Source organism: Micromonospora sp. BQ11 (assembly GCF_052068135.1).
GTDB lineage: Bacteria > Actinomycetota > Actinomycetes > Mycobacteriales > Micromonosporaceae > Micromonospora.
Map to the genome: position 1 here is coordinate 445905 of NZ_JBQHDB010000003.1, position 17984 is coordinate 463888.

A 17984-nucleotide genomic window follows, 5' to 3' on the forward strand; every position below is an offset into this window, starting at 1 on the left:
TAAACGCCCTTCACCGACCGCCGTCACCTGTCTGATCTCAGGATTCACGATCGAGGCCCGAGAATGAAGACGAGTTCGCGTGAGCCGTTCCTGAACGAATTCGCCATTGTCTATTCCGCGATATACGACGTACTGGACGAGCGGCAGCGCCGGCTCCTGCTGGGCGCCACGGCGCGCAGGCTGGGCCGGGGCGGAATCAAGCGGGTGGCGGAGGCGGTGGGCGCCGATCCGGAGGTGGTCTCCCGCGGCGTGCAGCAGGTGTCGTCCGGCCCCGTGCCGAACGGCCGGGTGCGGGCCAAGGGCGCCGGGCGACCACCGGTCACCCGCGCTCTGCCCGGGGTGGTCGCGGCACTGGAGGCGTTGATGGATCCGGTCGCCCCCGGCGCCGCGGAGTCGCCGTTGCGCTGGACGACCAAGTCGACGGTGAAGCTGGCGCAGACGCTGACCGCACAGGGCTTCCCGGTGGGGCCGAACACGGTGGCCCGACTCCTCAAGGAATGCGGATACGCCCTGCAGGTCGGCGCCGCGGCGATCAATGGCCGGCCGCGTCAGGACCGTGACGCGCAGTTCGCGTACGCCGGTGACATGGCGGCCCAGTTCCTCGCCATCGGGCATCCCGTCATCTCGGTGAGCGCGCGGAAGGGGCGCCCACCCGGCCGGCATCGGGAGCCGACCGACGTGCCGGGCCGGGACATGTCCGGCGTTTCCGACGACGCGCTCCGGTCCGACATCGGCGGGACCACCGGCTGGGTGGACGTGCGCTCCGACCCGGGCACCGCGGCGCTCGCGGTGGAGTCGATTCGCCGCTGGTGGCGTATCCTCGGCGAGGATGCGCACCCCGGCGCGCAGCGGCTGATGATCGCCGCCGACACCGGCGTCCCGGACCGGTCCGCATCGCCGGCATGGAAGGCGGAACTGGTCCGCTTCACCGACGAGACCGGCCTGGCGCTCACCCTGACCCACCTACCCCCGGGCACCTTGCGGTGGACCAATGTCGAGCACCGGCTGTTTTTCAAGATCATGATGAACGGGCGGGGCAGACCACCGGAAGGGCACGAGGTGGTGGTGCGGGCCATCGCCGCGACCCCCCCGACCGGACCCCGGACCGACGAGGTCCTGCACGACGCCGGCCACCCGGCCGGACGGATCACCGACCGGCGGATACGGGACGTGCCGCACCACCGGATCGCCCGGCACGCGTTCCGCGGTGACTGGAACTACGACATCCCGCCCGCGCGATGACGGCCACGGAGCCCCGCACGGCCGAGCATCCGCGCTCGGCCGTCAATCAGGCAGTAATTTCTACGAGCGCAATGAGCTGCATCGATTAGTTGCGACCGCGGTAGATGCTGTTACCAACTCTTGAAGTCCCGTCGAGGCGGTGATAGATTTTCCATTGCCCAAGACCACGCCGAACAACGCTTCCAAGCGCGCTTGGCGCGCTTTCCGCATTCGACGTCGAGAACACAATGCCCCGGTCGGAGGTGCGCACGTCGTCGCGCGAGTCCGTACACGTCGGGTCATTTCTTGTCGATCTTCAGGGTGCGGCGACTCGTACGGGGGTAGGAATGCCGGGGAACGACGCTTCGAGCGGCAATGGGGTCCTTGCTCCTGCGTTTGAGCAGCTCATACCGTTTGCTCCGCAGGGTGTCGGAGTGCCGGCAGAAGCGCAGGCGGACCGGCTCCGGACGACATCGCCGGACTCAAGACGCCGTATCGGGGTGAACGCCCGAGGAGCCGTCATTCGCCGCGATGATCGGATGCCCCCGAATTCATTTCGGCAGACCGTTCGTGTGATAAGGCCCGCGTCGGAAAGCGCCAAAGGCACCTCTCGATCAATCGAGTCGGAAACGGTCCCGCCCGCAGGAACCGACCACTTTCGGGCATTCTCCGATCGACGTCGTGCCGCACCGACACCCTTCCGCGGAGCGGGAATCCCACGCCCGCACAACCCACCATTCCGTCCGCCGCACTGATCATTCCCAGAGAACGCGAGAGGACGTCATGCCACGAGTCATCCGACCGGAGATCCGTCCGGCCCGAAGCGGGAACCACGTCGCGGTCTCCGCAGGGCACGAGCACGCATCCAGGCCCATGTCCTCGGCCCGCTGATGCGCCCGCTGTGGCGCGGTTGCCGGCTCGGCAGCGATAGACCCACGCGGATGTGGCGGCCCCGCACCGACGTGCCGAGCCCGCACCGTACGCGGACCCCCCGGCACGCGCCGTGGCCAGGGGGACGACGTCGGCCGGGCCGGCCGGACCCGGGTGCCCCGGCTGAACTCCTGGAGACGGTGGAGACGACACCATGAGTACCATCTCGGACCTCGGCAGGATCGGACAGACCGGCGGGTTGCCCTCGGTCATCCGGCAGCGCGCCGAAGCGGACCCCGGGCGGACGGCGATGACGTTCGTCAGCTACTCCACCGATCCGCACGGACGCGCCCGGGATCTGACCTACGGAGAACTGGACGCCAGGGTTCGCGCCCTCGGCCGGCGACTGCGCCAGGAGACCCGTCCCGGCGGGCGGGCCGCGATTCTCTGCCCGACGGGTGTCGACTACATCGTCGGGTTCGTCGCCTGCCTCTACTCCGGTGTGATCGCGGTGCCGCTGTTCGCGCCCGACGCCTATCGCCGCAGCGACCGGATAGCGCTGGCGATGGACGACTGCGGCTGCGAGGTGGCCATCACCTCATCGACGGCCCGGGACGCGGTGGCTGGTCTCCCCCTGCGGACACCGGTACGGATCGTCTGTCCCGCCGACGTCGACCCCGACCCGACGGCGCCGTGGGAACCGGCACCCGCCGAGCCGGGGTCGACCGCGTACCTCCAGTACACTTCCGGCTCGACGAGGCGTCCCGCCGGCGTCCGGGTGACCCACCGCAACATGGCGACGGCGGTCGACCAACTGGCCACCGGCCTGCTGGTCGAGGGAAGCTCCACGATCGTGAGCTGGCTGCCGCTCTTTCACGACATGGGCCTGGTCTTCGCCGTGCTCCTGCCGCTGACCTCCGGGACTCCGGTCGTGCATCTGACTCCCCTGGCCTTCGTGCAGCAGCCGTACCGCTGGCTGCGGCTGCTCGCCGAGCACCGGGGGACGCATGTGCTGGCCCCGAACTTCGGCTTCGACTTCTGCGTAGACCGGGTGACGGCCGAGGAACGCGCCGGGCTCGACCTGTCCACCATCACGTACCTCGGCAACGGCGCCGAGCCGGTGCGCGCCCGGACGCTGGCCCGCTTCACCGAGACCTTCGCGCCGAGCGGCTTCCGGCCTTCCGCCCACGCTCCCGCCTACGGCCTGGCCGAGGCGACGCTCATGGTGACCGGGGTTCGGCCGGGCCAGGAGCCGTTGATCTGCTCGTTCGATCGGGCGGAGCTGAACGCCGGCCGGGTCCGACGGATCGGCGACGGCGACACCCGAGGGCTCGCCATGGTCGGCTGCGGGCCCGCCCTGCATCAAGAGGTGCGAATCGTCGACCCCGCGACCGGGCTGCCGGCGGGACCGGAGGACGTCGGGGAGATCTGGGTCCGCGGCGACAACGTCTGCGCCGGCTACTGGGACCAGGACGAGCTCACCGCGGAGGTTTTCGACGCGGTGCTCGACGGGGAGCGCGGTTGGCTGCGCACCGGTGATCTCGGCTTCTTCTACGGCGGTTCGCTGTTCATCGCGGGGCGGCGCAAGGATCTGATCATCGTCGACGGCCGCAACCATCATCCGATCGACATCGAGCTGACCGTCGAGGAGGCGGTTCCCGTGGTGCGGCGCGGACACGTCGTCGCCTTCCCTGTCGAGGTGGGCACTCGAGAACACGTGGTGATAGCCGCGGAACTGCAGGACGCGTCGGCGGACCTCGGCGACCAGCGGATGAGGATCCGACGCGCGGTCGCGGAGCGCCACGACGTCAGCGTCCACGACGTGGTGTTCGTCCGGCGCGGCACCCTGCCGAAGACATCGAGCGGAAAACTGCAACGTCGAGCCTGCAGGGACCGGTACCACCACAAGACCTTGACCACGGTGGACCGGGACGCTCGGGCACCGAGCATCTCCAGTGGGGGATCACCGTCCTACGGCGGGTGATTCGGTCGATCGCCCCACACGACGAAATCTACGGAAGGCCTGGGGGATGATGGATGTCGCTGTGCTGGAGCCACGCGAAGTGCTGCGCAACGGACTGGCTGCCATGCTGGCACGAATCGGGACGGTCAGCAGTTTCGAATGCCATCGCAGCGATGGCGACCTGCTCCTCGCACGACAAGCGCGTGGCGAGGAATCGAACCCGGACATCGTCATCGTCAGCGGCGCATCGCCGGAGGATGCCGTCGGCGCAGTCCGGAAGCTCTTTCCGACGAGCCGGGTGCTGGAACTGGTCGGCAGCGCAGAGCCCAGGGACCTGGCCATGGCCGCCAGGACCCACGCCGACGGCTACCTGATGCTGCACGACGTCACGGAGCCGGCACTGCACCGCACGCTGCAGGCCCTGATGCGCGGGGAACTGCCGATACCGCAGCCGGTGGCGAACTACCTGTTCGAACGCGTCCAGTCGACCGACGTGTCGCCACCGCCGGCCCAGCCCTACTTCAGCCCCGGGGAGCGTAAGGTCATCGACCTGCTGCTGGAGGGTCTGAGCAACAGGCAGATCGCCCAGAAGCTGGGCATCTCCCTGCACAGCGCGAAGCGACGCGTCTCAGCCGTCCTGCACAAGGCAAACTCGCCGAGCCGCGCCCACTTCGTCGCGCAGATGCTCCGCGACGCCTACCGCGACTGAGGGCGGAGTCGATCACCGCATACCGTGGTCGGGTACCGCGGCATGACCCGGGCGCGGGTACGCCGAGGCGCAACCGCTGGGCGCCAGCGGGGCGACGTCGACCGGCCGGCCGCTGGCATGACCGCCAGCGTTGCGAGCCCAGCTCCGGGACACCGTCGGCGCGCTGGAGATGCTGCGCATCTACTTCTATCGCGCAGGAGAAGTCCTGGCAGGAGCGATCCCGGCGTCCGCCGATTCCGCGCGTCTCGCCCGAACAGCCTCGTACGCCCACCTGGTGATGGTGGCCGGTGTGGTCGTCGCCGCTGTCGGCGACGAACTCGTCGCCCACCCACTCGGGCACACCCCGTTGCCTGCATCGCCGTCGGCCCCGGCGATGGTCCCGCTGCCGCCGCTCATGGTCGCCGCCATCCCTGCCGTCGTTCTGACCGGGATCGCCATCTCCGACGCGGCCCGCGCCCGGGGCCGCCCGCCAGAAATGGCGTCCCCACCCCGGCTGACCGGAGTCGCCACATGAAGGGTGGCCTATCGGTGGATGAGGGCGAACCGGTTGGTCTTGGTGCGGACGTCGAACACGGCCTGGACGGCGGGATCGGCGGCGGTGGCGGCGAGGAGGTCGGCCGGCACCTCGGCCTCCGACGGCGGGGCGTAGACGGCCGCCCACCGCCCGTCCGCCTTCGCGGCTCCACCGCGGCGCGCCCCGGCGGCGGTATCCGCCCCTGCGCCTCCAGGCGGGCCACCTGGGCGACGTTGCGCTGCGACCCGGAACTGCGGGGCCTGCGAGGGGTGACCCGGATCCAGGAGGTCTGCTCATCGCGTTCACGGGCCTCCGCGTCGGCGTCCGTGACGATCAACTCATCCAGTTCGGCGCTCGTCATGACGGCAGGCCATCGCTGCGCCGTTGCCGCAGCATCTGCCTCTGGGCCGGCCCGACTCGCCTGCCTTGAAAAGGAGTTTCCGGGATGGTGTCGTATCGAGGCGTAGCCGTTCGTGGAACTGGTGTGCGGCGGCCGACCGGGCCGCCGGACACGAGGAGCCGGGAAGGCCCTCGTACGGGGACTGAGAGGAGACGACATGACCGAGTACCTGATCACCTTCAACGACGAGTGGGTGCCCCACCACACGGCGGAGGAGATCCGCGAGAAGGGCACGGCCGCCCGGGCCGTGATCGCGGAGATGCAGGCGGAGGGTGTCCTGATCTTCAGCAACGGCGGGCTTGACCGGTCCACCGTGGTGTGCAGTGTCGAGTCGGTCGACGGCAAGCCCGTCTTCACCGACGGCCCGTACGTCGAGACCAAGGAGCACCTCGGCGGCTTCGCCGCCGTGGACGTGCCCGACGACGAGGCGGCGCGATACTGGGCCGGCCGGCTCGCGACCGCGCTCGACTGGCCGCAGGAGGTGCACCGGTTCCGGGGTCCCGGCGAGGCCCGGCGTGGCGGCTCCGGGGAGAGGTGAGCGCGATGCCCCGGTACCTGCTGTCCGTCCACGGACCGGCCGAGCGCACCGAGTTCGGCACCTACCCCTCGCGGGAGGCCATGGCGCAGGCGTTCGCCGACACCGGCGCCTTCAACGAGAAGCTCCGGAGGGACGGTCACCTCGTCTTCGCCGACGGCCTGGAGCCCGCGACGACTGCCACCACCGTCGACGGGCAGGGCGAGAGGCCGACCTTCACCGACGGGCCGTACCTGGAGACGAAGGAGCACCTCGGCGGCTTCTGGGTCATCGAGGCGGCCGACCTCGACGTGGCGCTGGCGCTCGCCGCCGAGGGGTCGCGAGCCTGCCGCGGCAGGGTCGAGGTGCGGCCCTTCCGCACCGGAGATTCCGTCCGGGCGCTGCTGGAGCCGTGACCGGTCCCACCGTCGAGCAGGCGATCATCCGTACCCACCACGAGGAGTGGGCGCGGGTGGTCGCCCGCCTCGCGCGCCGTTTCGGCGACCTGGACGTCGCCGAGGACGCGACGGCCGAGGCGTTCGTCGCGGCTGCCGAGCGGTGGCCCCGCGAGGGCGTACCGCCCAATCCCGGCGGTTGGCTCGCCACGACCGCGACCCGTAAGGCGATCGATCAGCTCCGTCGCGAGTCGCAGCGCCACGCCAAGCACGAGGAGGCCCGGATCGTGTACGACGACACTCCTCCCGAGCCGACCGGCCCGGTCGAGGATGACCGGCTCAGACTGGTCTTCACCTGCTGCCACCCGGCGCTGGCGGTGGAGGTCCGGGTGGCGCTCACCCTGCGCCTGCTCGGCGGCCTCACCGTCGGTGAGATCGCCCGCGCCTTCCTGGTGCAGGAGACCACGATGGCCCGACGGATCACCCGCGCCAAGGCGAAGATCAAGGCGGCGCACATCCCCTACCGGGTGCCCTCGGCCGACGACATCCGCGAGCGGCTCGCCGGCGTGCTCGCGGTCGTCTACCTCGTCTTCAACGAGGGCTATCTCGCCGGCGAGGGGGACGACCCGTTGCGCGTCGACCTCACCGACGAGGCGATCCGCCTCGGCCGCCTGCTCCGAACCCTCCTCCCGGACGACGGCGAGGTGGCCGGCCTGCTTGCCCTGATGCTCCTCACCGACGCCCGGCGGCCGGCGCGGGTGTCCCGCACCGGGGAGCTGGTGACCCTCGACGAGCAGGACCGCGGCGCATGGGACCGCACCCTCGTCGCCGAAGGCAACGCCCTGGTCCGCGAGCGGATCGAGGCAGTGGCGACCGGCGGTGACCCACCGGGGCGCTACCAGCTGCAGGCCGCGATCAACGTGGTCCACACCAATGCCCCTTCCGCCCGGGACACCGACTGGTCCACCATCGTGGCCCTGTACGGCCGCCTGGTGCAGCTCGACCCTTCGCCGATCGTGTGGCTCAACCGGGCCGTCGCGGTCGCCGAAGTCGACGGCCCCGGTGTCGGGCTCGCCGAGATCGACCGGCTCGCCGAGGTCCTCGACGGCTACCACGCCTTCCACGCCGCACGCGCCGACCTGCTGCGGCGCCTCGGACGCGGCGGCGAGTCGCGGGCGGCGTACGACCGCGCCATCGGTCTCACCGGCAACCCCGCGGAGCGGGCCTACCTCGCCCGCCGCCGCGACCAGCTCGCCGGCTGACCGACACGTGCAGCCGGCCTGTTCCCGCGCCGTTCACGGCATGTCGGTGCGTCCCATGAGGCGGCCGAATCGTCGAGGCGTGGCGGACCGGTCGCGACGTCGGCGACAGCGGACTGCGACGGATCGGCCCACGTCACCCGCGCTCGATCCTTCGTAGCCCGTGGGTGGGTGTCCACCACTCGATGACGAGCATCGTGGCCTCCGGGTTGAGGTGGGTGTGCACGACCTCGGCGATGTCGGCGTGGAAGCGGTCGCCGGCTGGTCCGTCCGTGACGGGTCCGGCGGCTGTCGCCCGGCCCGAGATCTTCGCCTCACCCGGCCACCGTGCCTCGGAGCCCTCGACCGGGTCGACCGTAGCGCTGTGCAGGGCGAACCGAGGATCCCGACGGAGATCCGCGCCCTTGCGCGCGTTCGGCATCGAGCCGAAGACGAGCTCACCGTCCTCGAACACCGCCTCGATCCCCGAGATCCGGGGCGACCCGTCGGCTCGCAGGGTGGCGATGGTCTTGTGCCGGTGAGCGTCGAACAGCGCGCGTACGCGCTGCGCGAACTCCGGCTCCGCCCGTTCGACGTCCTGCCATGCCGCCATACGCACATGATCCCACCGTCGCGAGCGAGCGGCAGGACCACACGGCGTCGCTTCAGGCGCTACCGGTGGCGGTTGTCTCGGAACTGTCGGGGAGTCATGCGATGCCGGGCTCGGAATCGGCGGATGAGGTGCCGCTCGTCGGTGAACCCCAGGGCGGCGGCGATCTCGCGGGTACTCATGCGGGTGTGCTCCAGCAGTTCCACCGCGGTCTTCAACCGGTGCTGGTTCCGGTACTGCTGAGGACTGCTCCCGGCACGCGTCCGGAACGCTCGACGCCAGGTCTCGTAGGGCATCCCGACCGCTCGGGCGATCTCCGGCATCGCCACCTGCGTCTCCAGGTCGCCCTCCAGGATGTCCACCGACCGGGCGAACCAGTCCACCGCGCCACGATCCGCTCGTCCGTCGGCGGTGCCGGTCGCTTCGGCGATGAGCGCCATCAGCTCCAGCGCCTCCCGGTCCGCGGCGGCGCGCGAACCGGCACGGGGGCGGCGTCCGAAATCCTCCAGGCGCGCCTTCCACCGGGTCACGGGCAGGGCGGTGTGCAGCGGCCGCCCCGGGTCGACGACACCCGTGCGGTGGGCCAGCTCGAACAACGGACCGCCGAAGACCAGGAAGGTCTCGTCCCAGGTGGCACCACCGGCTGTGCCGTACCAGTGGGGCATCCTGGGGAAGACGAGGATCAACGTACCCGGTGTCACGGGTACGTCGTGCGCCGCGTCCCGGTACCGGCCGTTGCCAGCGGTGACGTAGGTGAGCGCGTACGACGGGTAGCTCCTCAGCGCGCGGCTCGGGACACCGGTGCCACCTTCGATCCGGCCGACGAGGCGGATGTGTCCGAGGCGGCCGTCGCCACGTCGGGCCACCACCTCCGCTACGGGTGCCATCTGAGGACGCTAAACCAGAACGTACCCGTTCTGCCAGGTCGTCCCGGGAGTGCCGGCCGGTTGCCTGATGTGCTTGCGGCAGCGCACACCGTCGCAGGAACACCGCCCCCACAAGCGAAGGGAAATCCCCCGTGACTCTCCTGCACCTACCACCGTTGACCAGCGCGTACCCGATCTCGGACACCGATGTCGCCGCCTACCGCCGGGACGGCCACCTCCGACTGCGGGGTGTCGCGGACGCCGGCGAGGTCGCCGCCTTCCGCGACGTGATCGCCGCCGGCGTCCGGCGGCTGAGCACCGAGGACAAGCCGTTGGCGGAGCGCGACACCTACGGTCGGGCGTTCCTGCAGGTGTGGAACCTGTGGCGGCACGACGAGGCCGCCGCCCGGTTCACGCTGGCCGCCCGGTTCGCGGGCGTGGCCGCCGCGCTGCTCGGCGTCGAGAAGGTCCGGCTCTACCACGACCAGGCGTTGTTCAAGGAGCCGCAGGGTGGCCACACGCCCTGGCACCAGGACGCCATGTACTGGCCGCTGGACGGGCAGCGCTGCCTCACCATGTGGATGCCCCTGGTCGACATCACTCCCGAGACCGGCGGCATGTGCTTCGCCAGCGGCAGCCACGCGGACGGCCCGCTCAGTGACATCACGATCTCCGACGCGTCCGAGGAGCACTTCGAGCGGCTCCTGCCGGACCGGCGGTTCCCGGTCACCGCAGCGGTCGCCATGGCCGCCGGTGACGCCACCTTCCACTCCGGCTGGACCGTGCACAAGGCACTGCCCAACACGTCGACGACGATGCGGGAGGTGATGACCGTCATCTGGTTCGCCGACGGCCTCACCGTTCTCCCGCCGGCCAACCCCGCACAGGCCAACGACCTGGCCACCTGGCTGCCCGGCGCCCACCCCGGCGAGATGGCAGCCACCGAGCTGAACCCGCTCCTGCCGGCCACCGGCTGACGCACGGGCCGGCCGAGGTCGGTCGGGACGCCTCCGGCGACGCGAGTCACCTAGCCTCGCGGCGCTGCGCTCCCGGCCACTGCCGATTCCTCCGCCCCGGGCTCCTCGCTGGGCTCCGCCGTGGGGTCGGCCGTCGGCTCCCCGGTGGGGTCCGCCGTGGGGTCGGCCGTCGGCTCCCCGGTGGGGTCCGCCGTGGGGTCCGCCGTCGGCTCCCCGGTGGGGTCCGCCGTGGGGTCCGCCGTCGGCTCCCCGGTGGGGTCCGCCGTGGGCTCCCCGGTCGGTGCTGCCGTGGGTCCCGGGGAGCCACTTCCGGTCGTCGTGGGACGGGGTGCACCGCTTCCGTTCGCGGGCCCCGGTCGGATCGCCGTCCTCGCGGGTGCCGGACGGGTGGCCGTCGGGGCAGCCGATTCCGGTGCGCGAACCGGCACGCCGGCGGAGCTGCCGGTGACAAGTCCGCCACCGCCGGTGCCCGGGCTGGGTTCTCCCTGCGTGGACGGCACCGCGGGGGGCGCCGACGGTCGCCCGGTCGGGCTCGGCATACCTCCGATGGGAGCAGCGAAGGCCAGGACGGCAGCCACGGCGGCCAGCGATCCGAGCAGTACCGCGAGCGCGGTGTTGCCACGACCGACCCGGCTCGATTTCCGGGCGGAAGCTCCGCCCGATGCGGCCGCCGCACCGCTGAGGGCCGGCTGCAGGCCGGCCAGGTGCACGGTCTGCGGCCCGGTCGCGGCCACCCCGGTGACGACCATCCCCTGCCGGTGGGGCGAGTCCGCGAGGGCCTGCGCCGCGTCGCCCATGGCCGCCGCCGTCGGGAATCGGTGAGTCGGGTCCTTGGCCATGGCCGTGGTCACCAGCTGCCGGACCTCCGCCGGGACGTCCTCCGGCAGTGGCGGCGGTTCCTCCTCGAGGTGCCGCAGCGCCACCGCGACGGCGTTGTCACCCTCGTACGGGGGGCTACCGGCGAGGCAGTGGTGGACGACGGCACCCAGCGCGTAGATGTCGATCGCCGGTGTGGTCTCGTTCCTGGAAACCTGCTCGGGCGCCATGTACAGGGCGGTGCCGACGACCTGGTTGGCCGCGGTCAGGCTTGCCGCTTCCTGCGTGACGGCGACGCCGAAGTCGACGAGTACGACGTGCCCGTCGGGCTCGATGATCAGGTTCTGGGGCTTGACGTCCCGGTGAACGAGGCCGGCGTCATGCGCGGCCTGCAGGGCGCGGGCGGTCTGGGCGGCGACCGACAACGCCTCGGCCGGGTCCAGCCGGCCGACCTCGGCGATCCGCTCGGACAGGGGCTGTCCCTGCACACACTCCATCACGATGTAGGCGAGGACCGGCACGCCGGGCCGGGAGACCTCGCCGTAGTCGTAGACCTGGGCGACACCCGGGTGACGCAGGGCCGCCATCGCACGTGCCTCGCGGCGGAACCGTTCACCGAAGCCGGCATCGGCGACCAGGCGCGGGTGCAGCATCTTGACCGCCACACAGCGGTCAAGGGTCTCGTCGACGGCCTGCCACACGTCGCCCATACCGCCGCTGGCGATCCTCTCGACCAGGCGGTAACGGTCTCCGACGAGTTCTCCGACACTCGGCATGAGATTGCGGTACCCCCGACCCGCCGATCTCAAGCACCCCACCGCCGCACGCGGCCACTTCGCCTCGGCGAACCGTCGTGCACCGAGCCCTGCGCCGTGGCCGCCGGCCGTGCGGCGCGGCCCGCGGCACGCCGCCGCCCCGGCCGGCCGCAGCCGGGAACCCAGGGGCGGTGATCGCTGACCCGGAGCGTCCCGTCTCGTCACCGGGTCGGCGCGACGTACCCTCGGCGACGGCGCTGACCGCCCCCACCCGCGACACGATGCGCGGGGACGGATCGGAGGTCGGGCGGCTCGCCTCAGTGCTGAAGGTGGCCCAGGACAGTGGAGGCGGTCGCCGTCAGGGCTGTGCCCGGCGGCGTCTCCCGCACCAACCGCCGACAGGCTCCGGCGGCGGAGAGGTGGTCGCGGCCCATCAGGACGCCGAGGGCACGCTGGATGAGATCCCGACGGCATCGCGGGCGTACAGATTGAGCGCGGCGATGGTCTCACCGCTGCCGGCGAAGAGCGGCACCGACAACGAGGCCCGCACACCGTTCTGCCATGCGGCGTCGCGGAACCGGGGCCAGACCACCGCCCCGGCCACGTCGGGCACGGCCACCGGCTCACCGGTACGCAGAGTCGTCAGGCAGGGGCCGTCGTCCTGCGCGTACTGGGCCAGGTCCACCGTTTCGGCGATCCGGTCGCTCGCGGCCCGGGTCGCGGGGTGGGCGTGGCCGACACGTAGTCGGCCGGACCGACCAACTCGACGGTCAGCCGGACGATCCGGGTCAACAGCCCCGGCACCCACGGCGATTCGTCCGGAAGGCCGGCCAGATCGATGAGACCGTCGGTGAGCTCCCCGGAGGAGGGCTCGGGCCAGGAGGAGGAGGCTCGCACGTCTCTCCTTGCTCGCACAGACATCGACGAGGGCCGGACACCGAACCGGCCCGCGGGGATCGCCCCATCCCCCGGCCCCGAAAATCGGGTCGGAAACGCCCGAGGCGGTCAGTCGCGTGCGGTACCGACCGCGCGGGCGACGAGGATCGCGGCGACATCACGGACCTTGCGGTTGGTGTCCTGGGAGAGCTTCGACAGGATCGCGAACGCCTCCTCCGGCGCACAACGCCGCTCGCCCATGATGATTCCCTTGGCCTGCTCGATCACCGCCCGGTTGCGCATCGCCTCCTGCATCTGTTCCGCCAGGGTCGCGGTCGTGTCGTAGAGATGGGCGTTGGCCAGGGCGACGGCGGCGTACGCGGCGAAGCGCTCGGCGAGGGCGACCGCCGCCGCGTCGAAGGCGTGCGCCTGCTCGGCGTAGACGTTGAGGGCACCCACCACGGCGTCCTGGATCGGCAGACCGATCGACAGGGAGCTGCCGACACCCCGGCCGCGGGCGTACTCCGCCCAGTCCGGCCACCGAGGCTCGGCCGCCATGTCCGGCACGCTCACCGAGTCACCGCTGGGCGAGGAGTCCACGCACGGGCCGAAACCCCGCTGGTACTGCCAGTCGTCCAGATCCTTCGCCAGCTCACTCGTGAACGCCGGGGTCCGCCTGTCCTGCCCCCGGATCAGCGTCACCGAGACGTCGCGGGTCCCGGGCACGGTCCGGTTGGCCAGTTGCGCGATCCGCTGCAGCATGTCGTCGAGACCCACCTCGTCCAGCCGGATCCGGCTCAGCTCCGTGAAGGCGCTCTCGGGGCTCAGCGACGGCTCGTGCATGACTGCCTCCTTGTCCTGCGGTTCCCCCGCCCACCCCCGATCGGTCGACGACATCGGTGACGCGAGCCTCGTGCCAGCGCGAGGCCCCAACGCCCGCCACGCGCTGGCGAGTCCGTACCCAGAGCTTCGGGGACGCACACCGCCTCGTGCCCCCGTCCCGCTGTCGCGCGTCACACCTGCTCTATTCAGGCATACGGGACCAGTGCGGGGGTAGAAGCCGACATGCTGCCCCGTGCCGTGCCCCAGGGCCTGCTCGCCGGCCTCGCCGGCGCGGCAGTGATGACCTTCGGCGAGAAGATCGAACAACGCCTGTCCGGCCGACCCGACTCCCACGTGCCGGCCCGGGTCCTGGAACGCCTGACCGGCCGGCCGGAGCGACCCCGCGAGCAGCCCCGCGCGCTCAACCTCGCCATGCACTACGGCCAGGGGGCGCTGGTGGGCGTGCTGCGCGCGGTGATGGCGAACGCCGGTCTGCGCGGGCCGGTGGCGTCGGGAATGTTCACCGTCGTCCGGCTGACCAGCGACCAGATCCTGGAGAACGCCACCGGAGTCGGCGCGCCACCGCAGACGTGGCCCCGCCGCGAACTCGTCGTGGACGTCCTGCACAAGGCCGTCTACGGGTTCGTCACCGGCGCGGTCGCCGACGCCCTGGCCGCCCGGCACGGTCCCGGGCCCGGGCAGCGACACGCCGCCCGCCGCCCGGGCCGGCACGCCGATGTCGGACCTGTCCGCCGCTGACCAACCGTGCTGCACAGGCGCGGACAGGCACTTGCCCGCAGCAGGACCGTACCGACAGCCCGGTCGTCCCGGCACCGCCCCGGTTCCTTCGACACCCCGGCCGTCGGTCTGCCGGGCTCCTGATCCGACCGGTTCCTCCTCCGGACGAACAGACCCCCCCCGCGGTCAGATCGTGGGGCCGGGGTGCAGCTTGGACAGCTTGTCGGATTCCGCGTCCCAGCGTTTGTGGGCCTCGGTCAGTGCCTTCTGCCAGGACGCGGCGGCCCTGGTCTGCTCGGCCAGGACCTCGTTCACCTCAGCCAGGTGCGCCGACAGGTCCCTGTCGGCGTCGGCGACCCTGCGGACGTCCCTGGCCGACAGGACCTTGCCCAGGTCGGCGCGGGCGGCAGCCGCCACCCGGAGGTCGCGGACGACCGCGTCGACTGTCTTTCGTGGCATGTCGGTCTCCTCAGGCGATCGGGTTGAGAGGGGCCCACGGCGCCTGCAGCGGCGAGCCGTTGACCTGGATGCCGCCGGTGGTGATGTTGCCGACGACGGCGGCGGCGCCGGCTTCGCCGGTCGAGTCCCTGCTGACCGTGATCGTCATCGACGGGTGGCCGCCCTGGACACGGTTGCCCTGCACCGTTGCGGTCGCCCCGGCCAGCCGTACGACGACCTGCTCGACGCCGGCCGGCTGGGCGCAGCGGTTGCCGCTCATCAGCACGTCCCCCGGGGTCTGCACGGTGACGGCCACGTCGTCGGCCCCGCCGTGCAGCGTGTTGCCGGTCAGTTCGGCGTGGCCGTGCATCTCGTCCTGGAGATAGGCGAAGCTGCCGGCGAACGACAGCCGCCCGGCGGTCGAGTCCATCGCGCGCACTCCCCCGGCCCTCTGGCTCACGCCGTTGACCATGGCCAGTGCCGTCCAGCCGGGCCGGGCGACCGGTGCCGGCGCGCCGCTGAGCACGATGTTCTCCGCGACGAGCGCGGTGTCCTGCCAGCCGCCGCAGATGATGCCGTAGGCGTTGCCGACCGCCGCGTTCGGACTGCCCACCCGGTCGACGGTGTTGCCCGAGATCCGGACCTCGCGGTTGGTGGCGGCCAGGATGCCGTACAGGTGCCGGCTTCGGCCCGCGTCGGCCTCGTCGGCGGCGAGCCCGTCGACGGTGTTGCCGACGACGGCGCCGTCCGCGGCACCGACGACGGCGATGCCGATCGTCGCGCCCGCGCGGCCGAACAGACCGGTGGCCCGGCCGGCCGCCGCGGCGTGCGCCGAGGGTGCGTCCGCCGTCGCGGGGCCGAGCACGACGGTCTCCTCGTCGGCCCCGGCCGCTGCCGTACGCCGTCGGCCGGTCGTGGTCCGGGCGGCGGCGACACGGCCGCCCTCCTGGACCGGGTGCAGGTCCAGGACCTGGTTGTTGTCGACGGCCACGTGGCCGCCGACCGCGCCCGCGGTCGACTGCACGAGGATGCCTCCCGCGCAGCCCTGCACGACGTTCTGCTTCACGATCGCGCTGCGCAGCGGCGCCACCACGACGATGCCGGCGCCGCCGAATCCGCTGACCTTGTTGGCCAGCACGTGCAGTACGCCGTCCAGGGTGTCCGGCGGTCCGGTCTCGGCCTCGATGCCCGGGTAGCCGGTGCGGGGGTCGGTGGAGATGACGGTGTTGTCGCAGACCCGGGCGCGGCCACCGGTCAGGATGCCACCGCCGCGCACCTCCATGATGTTCCCGGCGACCACGAGATCGCCGTCGAGTTCGGCGGCGTCCTGCAGAACCAGGCCGGTCACGCTGATCGCCCGGTCGGCGCAGTCGCTGAAGGTGTTGCCGGTGAGTGAGGCCAGGCCGTCGTGCTGGATCACCCGCTCGGTGGAGGCGGCGAAGTCGATGCCGCGCAGGTCGGTGCCGAAGAGGTTGTCCCGAATCGACAGGCAGTAGGTGAGGAGCCCCGACTCCTTGCCCTCGCCCGTGGCCAGGGCTCCGATGCCGGTCAGCGACTGGAACAGGCAACCGGTGATGGACACGAAGCGGTTCAGCCCGGTCAGGCCGATGCCGGTGCCCTTGCGCTGGACCAGCCACAGGTGCTCGATCCGGATCAGGGTGTTCGCGCCGGTCAGCGTGACGGCGGGTTTCTCGGCCTGGCCGGTGACGGAGAAGTCGGACAGCACGACGTCCTGGCAGTACGAGATCTCGATGCCGGTGTCGCGGGCCAGGAGCCGGCTGTCCGCGCCCGCGCCGACCAGCCGCAGTGAACGGGCCTCGTGCAGTTGGAGCGGCTCGTCCAGTGGGTAGTCGCCCGGACACAGCCGGACGGTGCCGCCGCCGCGCTGGCGAATCTGGTCGATGGCGTCCTGGACGGTCATCGAACCGTCCCTGTGCGACTGTGGCGTCACGCAGATCTCGCACTCGCAGCTTTCACCGGCCGCGACCGGCCAGTCGGGCCGGCAGTCGGACTGGACGCTACCGGGCATCTTGATCAGCGCGAGCCGGGCGAAGTGGTGGTGGATGCCCAGCGGCGGGGCGGCGACGAGCTGCTCCAGCGACTCCTCCGGCGTCGGCGCGGTGGCCCGGGCCGCGAACACCCAGTGGTCGCCGGGCCGCGGCTTGCCGGTGCCGGTGAAGCTGAACGAGACGGTGATGCCGTGTTCCAGCGTGACCGCCGAGCCATCGGTCGGGATGGTCAGCAGCGGCGAGTCCCATTTGCGTACGCGCAGGTGGTGCGACGACGGGACGAGGTCGTCGGGCAGGGCGCCGGAGAACGTGATCGTCGAGGTCGCGGAGTTGACGGTGACCTTGCGCAGCTCCCCCGGACGGTGGTCGAACTCGCGGCGGTCGTCGGTGATCTCGACCCAGTCGTTGTCCTTGATCCGCAGTACGTCGTCGCGGCCGAGGGTGTCCAGGCGCAGCTCGGTGGCGGTCACGACGGTGGCGGCGCTGGCGACGGTCGCGTTGTCGCGTGACCAGAGGAACTGCGTCGGTGAGTACAGCTCGACCCGGTACAGCTGGTTCTCCGGCCCGCGGTAGCCCGTGCCGGGTGGGATCTCGCAGGGGTCGTCGACCGGGTCGACGTCGACGGTGCCGGTGGTCAGCCGGGCCGACGACGGGGCGGTCAGCTCGTTCCACCTCGGGATGTCCGAGCCGCAGGACACGTCGGTGTCGACGTCCATGAGCAGGCGTACCTGCCAGGCGATCTGGGTGCGGATCGAGGTGTCGACGCCGATCGCGCTCTCGATCAGGTCCGGGGTGTTGAGGTGCGTGAGCTCGCGCTCCCACACCTGCAGGTAGGCCAGGTGCGTCCCGCTGGTGGGCAGCCTCTGCGGCGTGGGCCAGTAGGGCTGCTCGTCATAGGCGACCACCCCGGTCCCGTTCGGCTCGGCCAGGACGGGGTCGAAGGTCGGGGTGTCACCGTGGTTCTCGACCAGGATGCCGTCGACGTACATCCGCCCGGCACCGATCGAGATCGCGCCGCCGGAGACGGAGATCTCGAACGCCTCGGGGGTCAGCCGCGAGACGATCGTCGGTGACGGGGCCAGGTCGGCGACCTGGGCCCGCCGGCGTCGATCGGTGATTGCGTGTTCCTCGTTGAGCTCGGCGTCCACCACCAGCCGGCCCTGTTCGAAACCGACGCCGCTGTAGTCACGCTGCGGATGAAATCGCACCCTGCTGAAATCAGCACCCATGATGGACAGTCCTCGAGGTCGCGG

At 71.5% G+C, this 17984-nt stretch carries 16 protein-coding genes and 1 pseudogene; 9 read left to right on the plus strand and 8 right to left on the minus strand.

The features are described from left to right. The first annotated feature begins 63 nt into the window (after window positions 1-63). From ACTMSW_RS09120 to ACTMSW_RS09135, 4 genes are all read left to right on the plus strand, one after another. Entirely contained in the window at window positions 64-1242 is a 1179-nt protein-coding gene (locus ACTMSW_RS09120; RefSeq protein ID WP_441180082.1) for an ISAzo13 family transposase, read from the plus strand. A 1063-nt stretch (window positions 1243-2305) separates the two neighbouring features. Next, window positions 2306-4075 (plus strand): fatty acyl-AMP ligase, encoded by a 1770-nt coding sequence (locus ACTMSW_RS09125; RefSeq protein ID WP_441180083.1) that lies wholly within the window; start codon window positions 2306-2308, stop codon window positions 4073-4075. Between the two features lie 61 nt (window positions 4076-4136). Next, window positions 4137-4763 carry a LuxR C-terminal-related transcriptional regulator gene (locus ACTMSW_RS09130; protein WP_441180084.1) on the plus strand — a complete coding sequence of 209 codons (627 nt, stop codon included), beginning with the start codon at window positions 4137-4139 and terminating at the stop codon, window positions 4761-4763. A gap of 130 nt (window positions 4764-4893) precedes the next feature. Then, window positions 4894-5277 (plus strand): low temperature requirement protein A, encoded by a 384-nt coding sequence (locus tag ACTMSW_RS09135; protein WP_441180085.1) that lies wholly within the window; start codon window positions 4894-4896, stop codon window positions 5275-5277. Window positions 5278-5288: 11 nt separating this feature from the next. On the opposite strand, the pseudogene ACTMSW_RS09140 reads toward ACTMSW_RS09135, so the two are convergent. Continuing rightward, window positions 5289-5596 (minus strand): annotated as a pseudogene (locus tag ACTMSW_RS09140) (YdeI/OmpD-associated family protein); the annotation flags it as partial. Window positions 5597-5834: 238 nt separating this feature from the next. Here ACTMSW_RS09140 and ACTMSW_RS09145 point away from each other — a divergent pair. From ACTMSW_RS09145 to ACTMSW_RS09155, 3 genes are read left to right on the plus strand one after another with little or no spacing between them, the layout of a single operon-like run. Next, window positions 5835-6215 (plus strand): YciI family protein, encoded by a 381-nt coding sequence (locus ACTMSW_RS09145; RefSeq protein WP_441180086.1) that lies wholly within the window; start codon window positions 5835-5837, stop codon window positions 6213-6215. A 5-nt stretch (window positions 6216-6220) separates the two neighbouring features. After that, window positions 6221-6607 carry a YciI family protein gene (locus ACTMSW_RS09150; protein ID WP_441180087.1) on the plus strand — a complete coding sequence of 129 codons (387 nt, stop codon included), beginning with the start codon at window positions 6221-6223 and terminating at the stop codon, window positions 6605-6607. Beyond that, a complete protein-coding gene (locus ACTMSW_RS09155) occupies window positions 6604-7848 on the plus strand; it encodes an RNA polymerase sigma factor (protein ID WP_441180088.1) in 1245 nt (414 codons plus the stop codon). The genes ACTMSW_RS09150 and ACTMSW_RS09155 overlap by 4 nt, the downstream gene beginning before the upstream one ends. A gap of 133 nt (window positions 7849-7981) precedes the next feature. On the opposite strand, the gene ACTMSW_RS09160 is transcribed toward ACTMSW_RS09155, so the two are convergent. Next, window positions 7982-8437 (minus strand): pyridoxamine 5'-phosphate oxidase family protein, encoded by a 456-nt coding sequence (locus ACTMSW_RS09160; protein WP_441180089.1) that lies wholly within the window; start codon window positions 8435-8437, stop codon window positions 7982-7984. A gap of 59 nt (window positions 8438-8496) precedes the next feature. Continuing rightward, on the minus strand, window positions 8497-9321 hold the full coding sequence (locus ACTMSW_RS09165; RefSeq protein WP_441180090.1) for a helix-turn-helix domain-containing protein: 825 nt from the start codon (window positions 9319-9321) through the stop codon (window positions 8497-8499). Window positions 9322-9452: 131 nt separating this feature from the next. Between ACTMSW_RS09165 and ACTMSW_RS09170 the strand changes: the two genes are divergently transcribed. After that, window positions 9453-10277 (plus strand): phytanoyl-CoA dioxygenase family protein, encoded by an 825-nt coding sequence (locus ACTMSW_RS09170; protein ID WP_441180091.1) that lies wholly within the window; start codon window positions 9453-9455, stop codon window positions 10275-10277. Between the two features lie 50 nt (window positions 10278-10327). On the opposite strand, the gene ACTMSW_RS09175 is transcribed toward ACTMSW_RS09170, so the two are convergent. The 3 genes from ACTMSW_RS09175 to ACTMSW_RS09185 form a co-directional block, all read right to left on the minus strand. Beyond that, entirely contained in the window at window positions 10328-11869 is a 1542-nt protein-coding gene (locus tag ACTMSW_RS09175; RefSeq protein ID WP_441180092.1) for a protein kinase domain-containing protein, read from the minus strand. Window positions 11870-12281: 412 nt separating this feature from the next. Then, window positions 12282-12656, minus strand: coding sequence for a GAF domain-containing protein (locus ACTMSW_RS09180; protein WP_441180093.1), 375 nt, complete (start codon window positions 12654-12656; stop codon window positions 12282-12284). Between the two features lie 197 nt (window positions 12657-12853). Beyond that, entirely contained in the window at window positions 12854-13567 is a 714-nt protein-coding gene (locus ACTMSW_RS09185; RefSeq protein ID WP_441180094.1) for a GAF and ANTAR domain-containing protein, read from the minus strand. Window positions 13568-13789: 222 nt separating this feature from the next. Here ACTMSW_RS09185 and ACTMSW_RS09190 point away from each other — a divergent pair, with 222 nt between their 5' ends. Next, window positions 13790-14305: a hypothetical protein gene (locus tag ACTMSW_RS09190; protein WP_441180095.1), complete on the plus strand. Its 516-nt coding sequence runs from the start codon at window positions 13790-13792 to the stop codon at window positions 14303-14305. Window positions 14306-14470: 165 nt separating this feature from the next. On the opposite strand, the gene ACTMSW_RS09195 is transcribed toward ACTMSW_RS09190, so the two are convergent. Next, complete coding sequence (locus tag ACTMSW_RS09195) at window positions 14471-14743, minus strand: hypothetical protein (protein ID WP_441180096.1); 273 nt, start codon at window positions 14741-14743, stop codon at window positions 14471-14473. Between the two features lie 10 nt (window positions 14744-14753). After that, window positions 14754-17960: a DUF6519 domain-containing protein gene (locus tag ACTMSW_RS09200; protein ID WP_441180097.1), complete on the minus strand. Its 3207-nt coding sequence runs from the start codon at window positions 17958-17960 to the stop codon at window positions 14754-14756. Window positions 17961-17984: the final 24 nt, after the last annotated feature.

Bases quoted from the DNA above. Each gene is read 5' to 3' on its own strand.
- ACTMSW_RS09120 (WP_441180082.1), top strand. From the start codon at position 64: ATGAAGACGAGTTCGCGTGAGCCGTTCCTGAACGAATTCGCCATTGTC.
- ACTMSW_RS09125 (WP_441180083.1), top strand. From the start codon at position 2,306: ATGAGTACCATCTCGGACCTCGGCAGGATCGGACAGACCGGCGGGTTG.
- ACTMSW_RS09145 (WP_441180086.1), top strand. From the start codon at position 5,835: ATGACCGAGTACCTGATCACCTTCAACGACGAGTGGGTGCCCCACCAC.
- ACTMSW_RS09150 (WP_441180087.1), top strand. From the start codon at position 6,221: ATGCCCCGGTACCTGCTGTCCGTCCACGGACCGGCCGAGCGCACCGAG.
- ACTMSW_RS09160 (WP_441180089.1), bottom strand. From the start codon at position 8,437: ATGGCGGCATGGCAGGACGTCGAACGGGCGGAGCCGGAGTTCGCGCAG.
- ACTMSW_RS09165 (WP_441180090.1), bottom strand. From the start codon at position 9,321: ATGGCACCCGTAGCGGAGGTGGTGGCCCGACGTGGCGACGGCCGCCTC.
- ACTMSW_RS09175 (WP_441180092.1), bottom strand. From the start codon at position 11,869: ATGCCGAGTGTCGGAGAACTCGTCGGAGACCGTTACCGCCTGGTCGAG.
- ACTMSW_RS09185 (WP_441180094.1), bottom strand. From the start codon at position 13,567: ATGCACGAGCCGTCGCTGAGCCCCGAGAGCGCCTTCACGGAGCTGAGC.
- ACTMSW_RS09190 (WP_441180095.1), top strand. From the start codon at position 13,790: ATGCTGCCCCGTGCCGTGCCCCAGGGCCTGCTCGCCGGCCTCGCCGGC.
- ACTMSW_RS09195 (WP_441180096.1), bottom strand. From the start codon at position 14,743: ATGCCACGAAAGACAGTCGACGCGGTCGTCCGCGACCTCCGGGTGGCG.
- ACTMSW_RS09200 (WP_441180097.1), bottom strand. From the start codon at position 17,960: ATGGGTGCTGATTTCAGCAGGGTGCGATTTCATCCGCAGCGTGACTAC.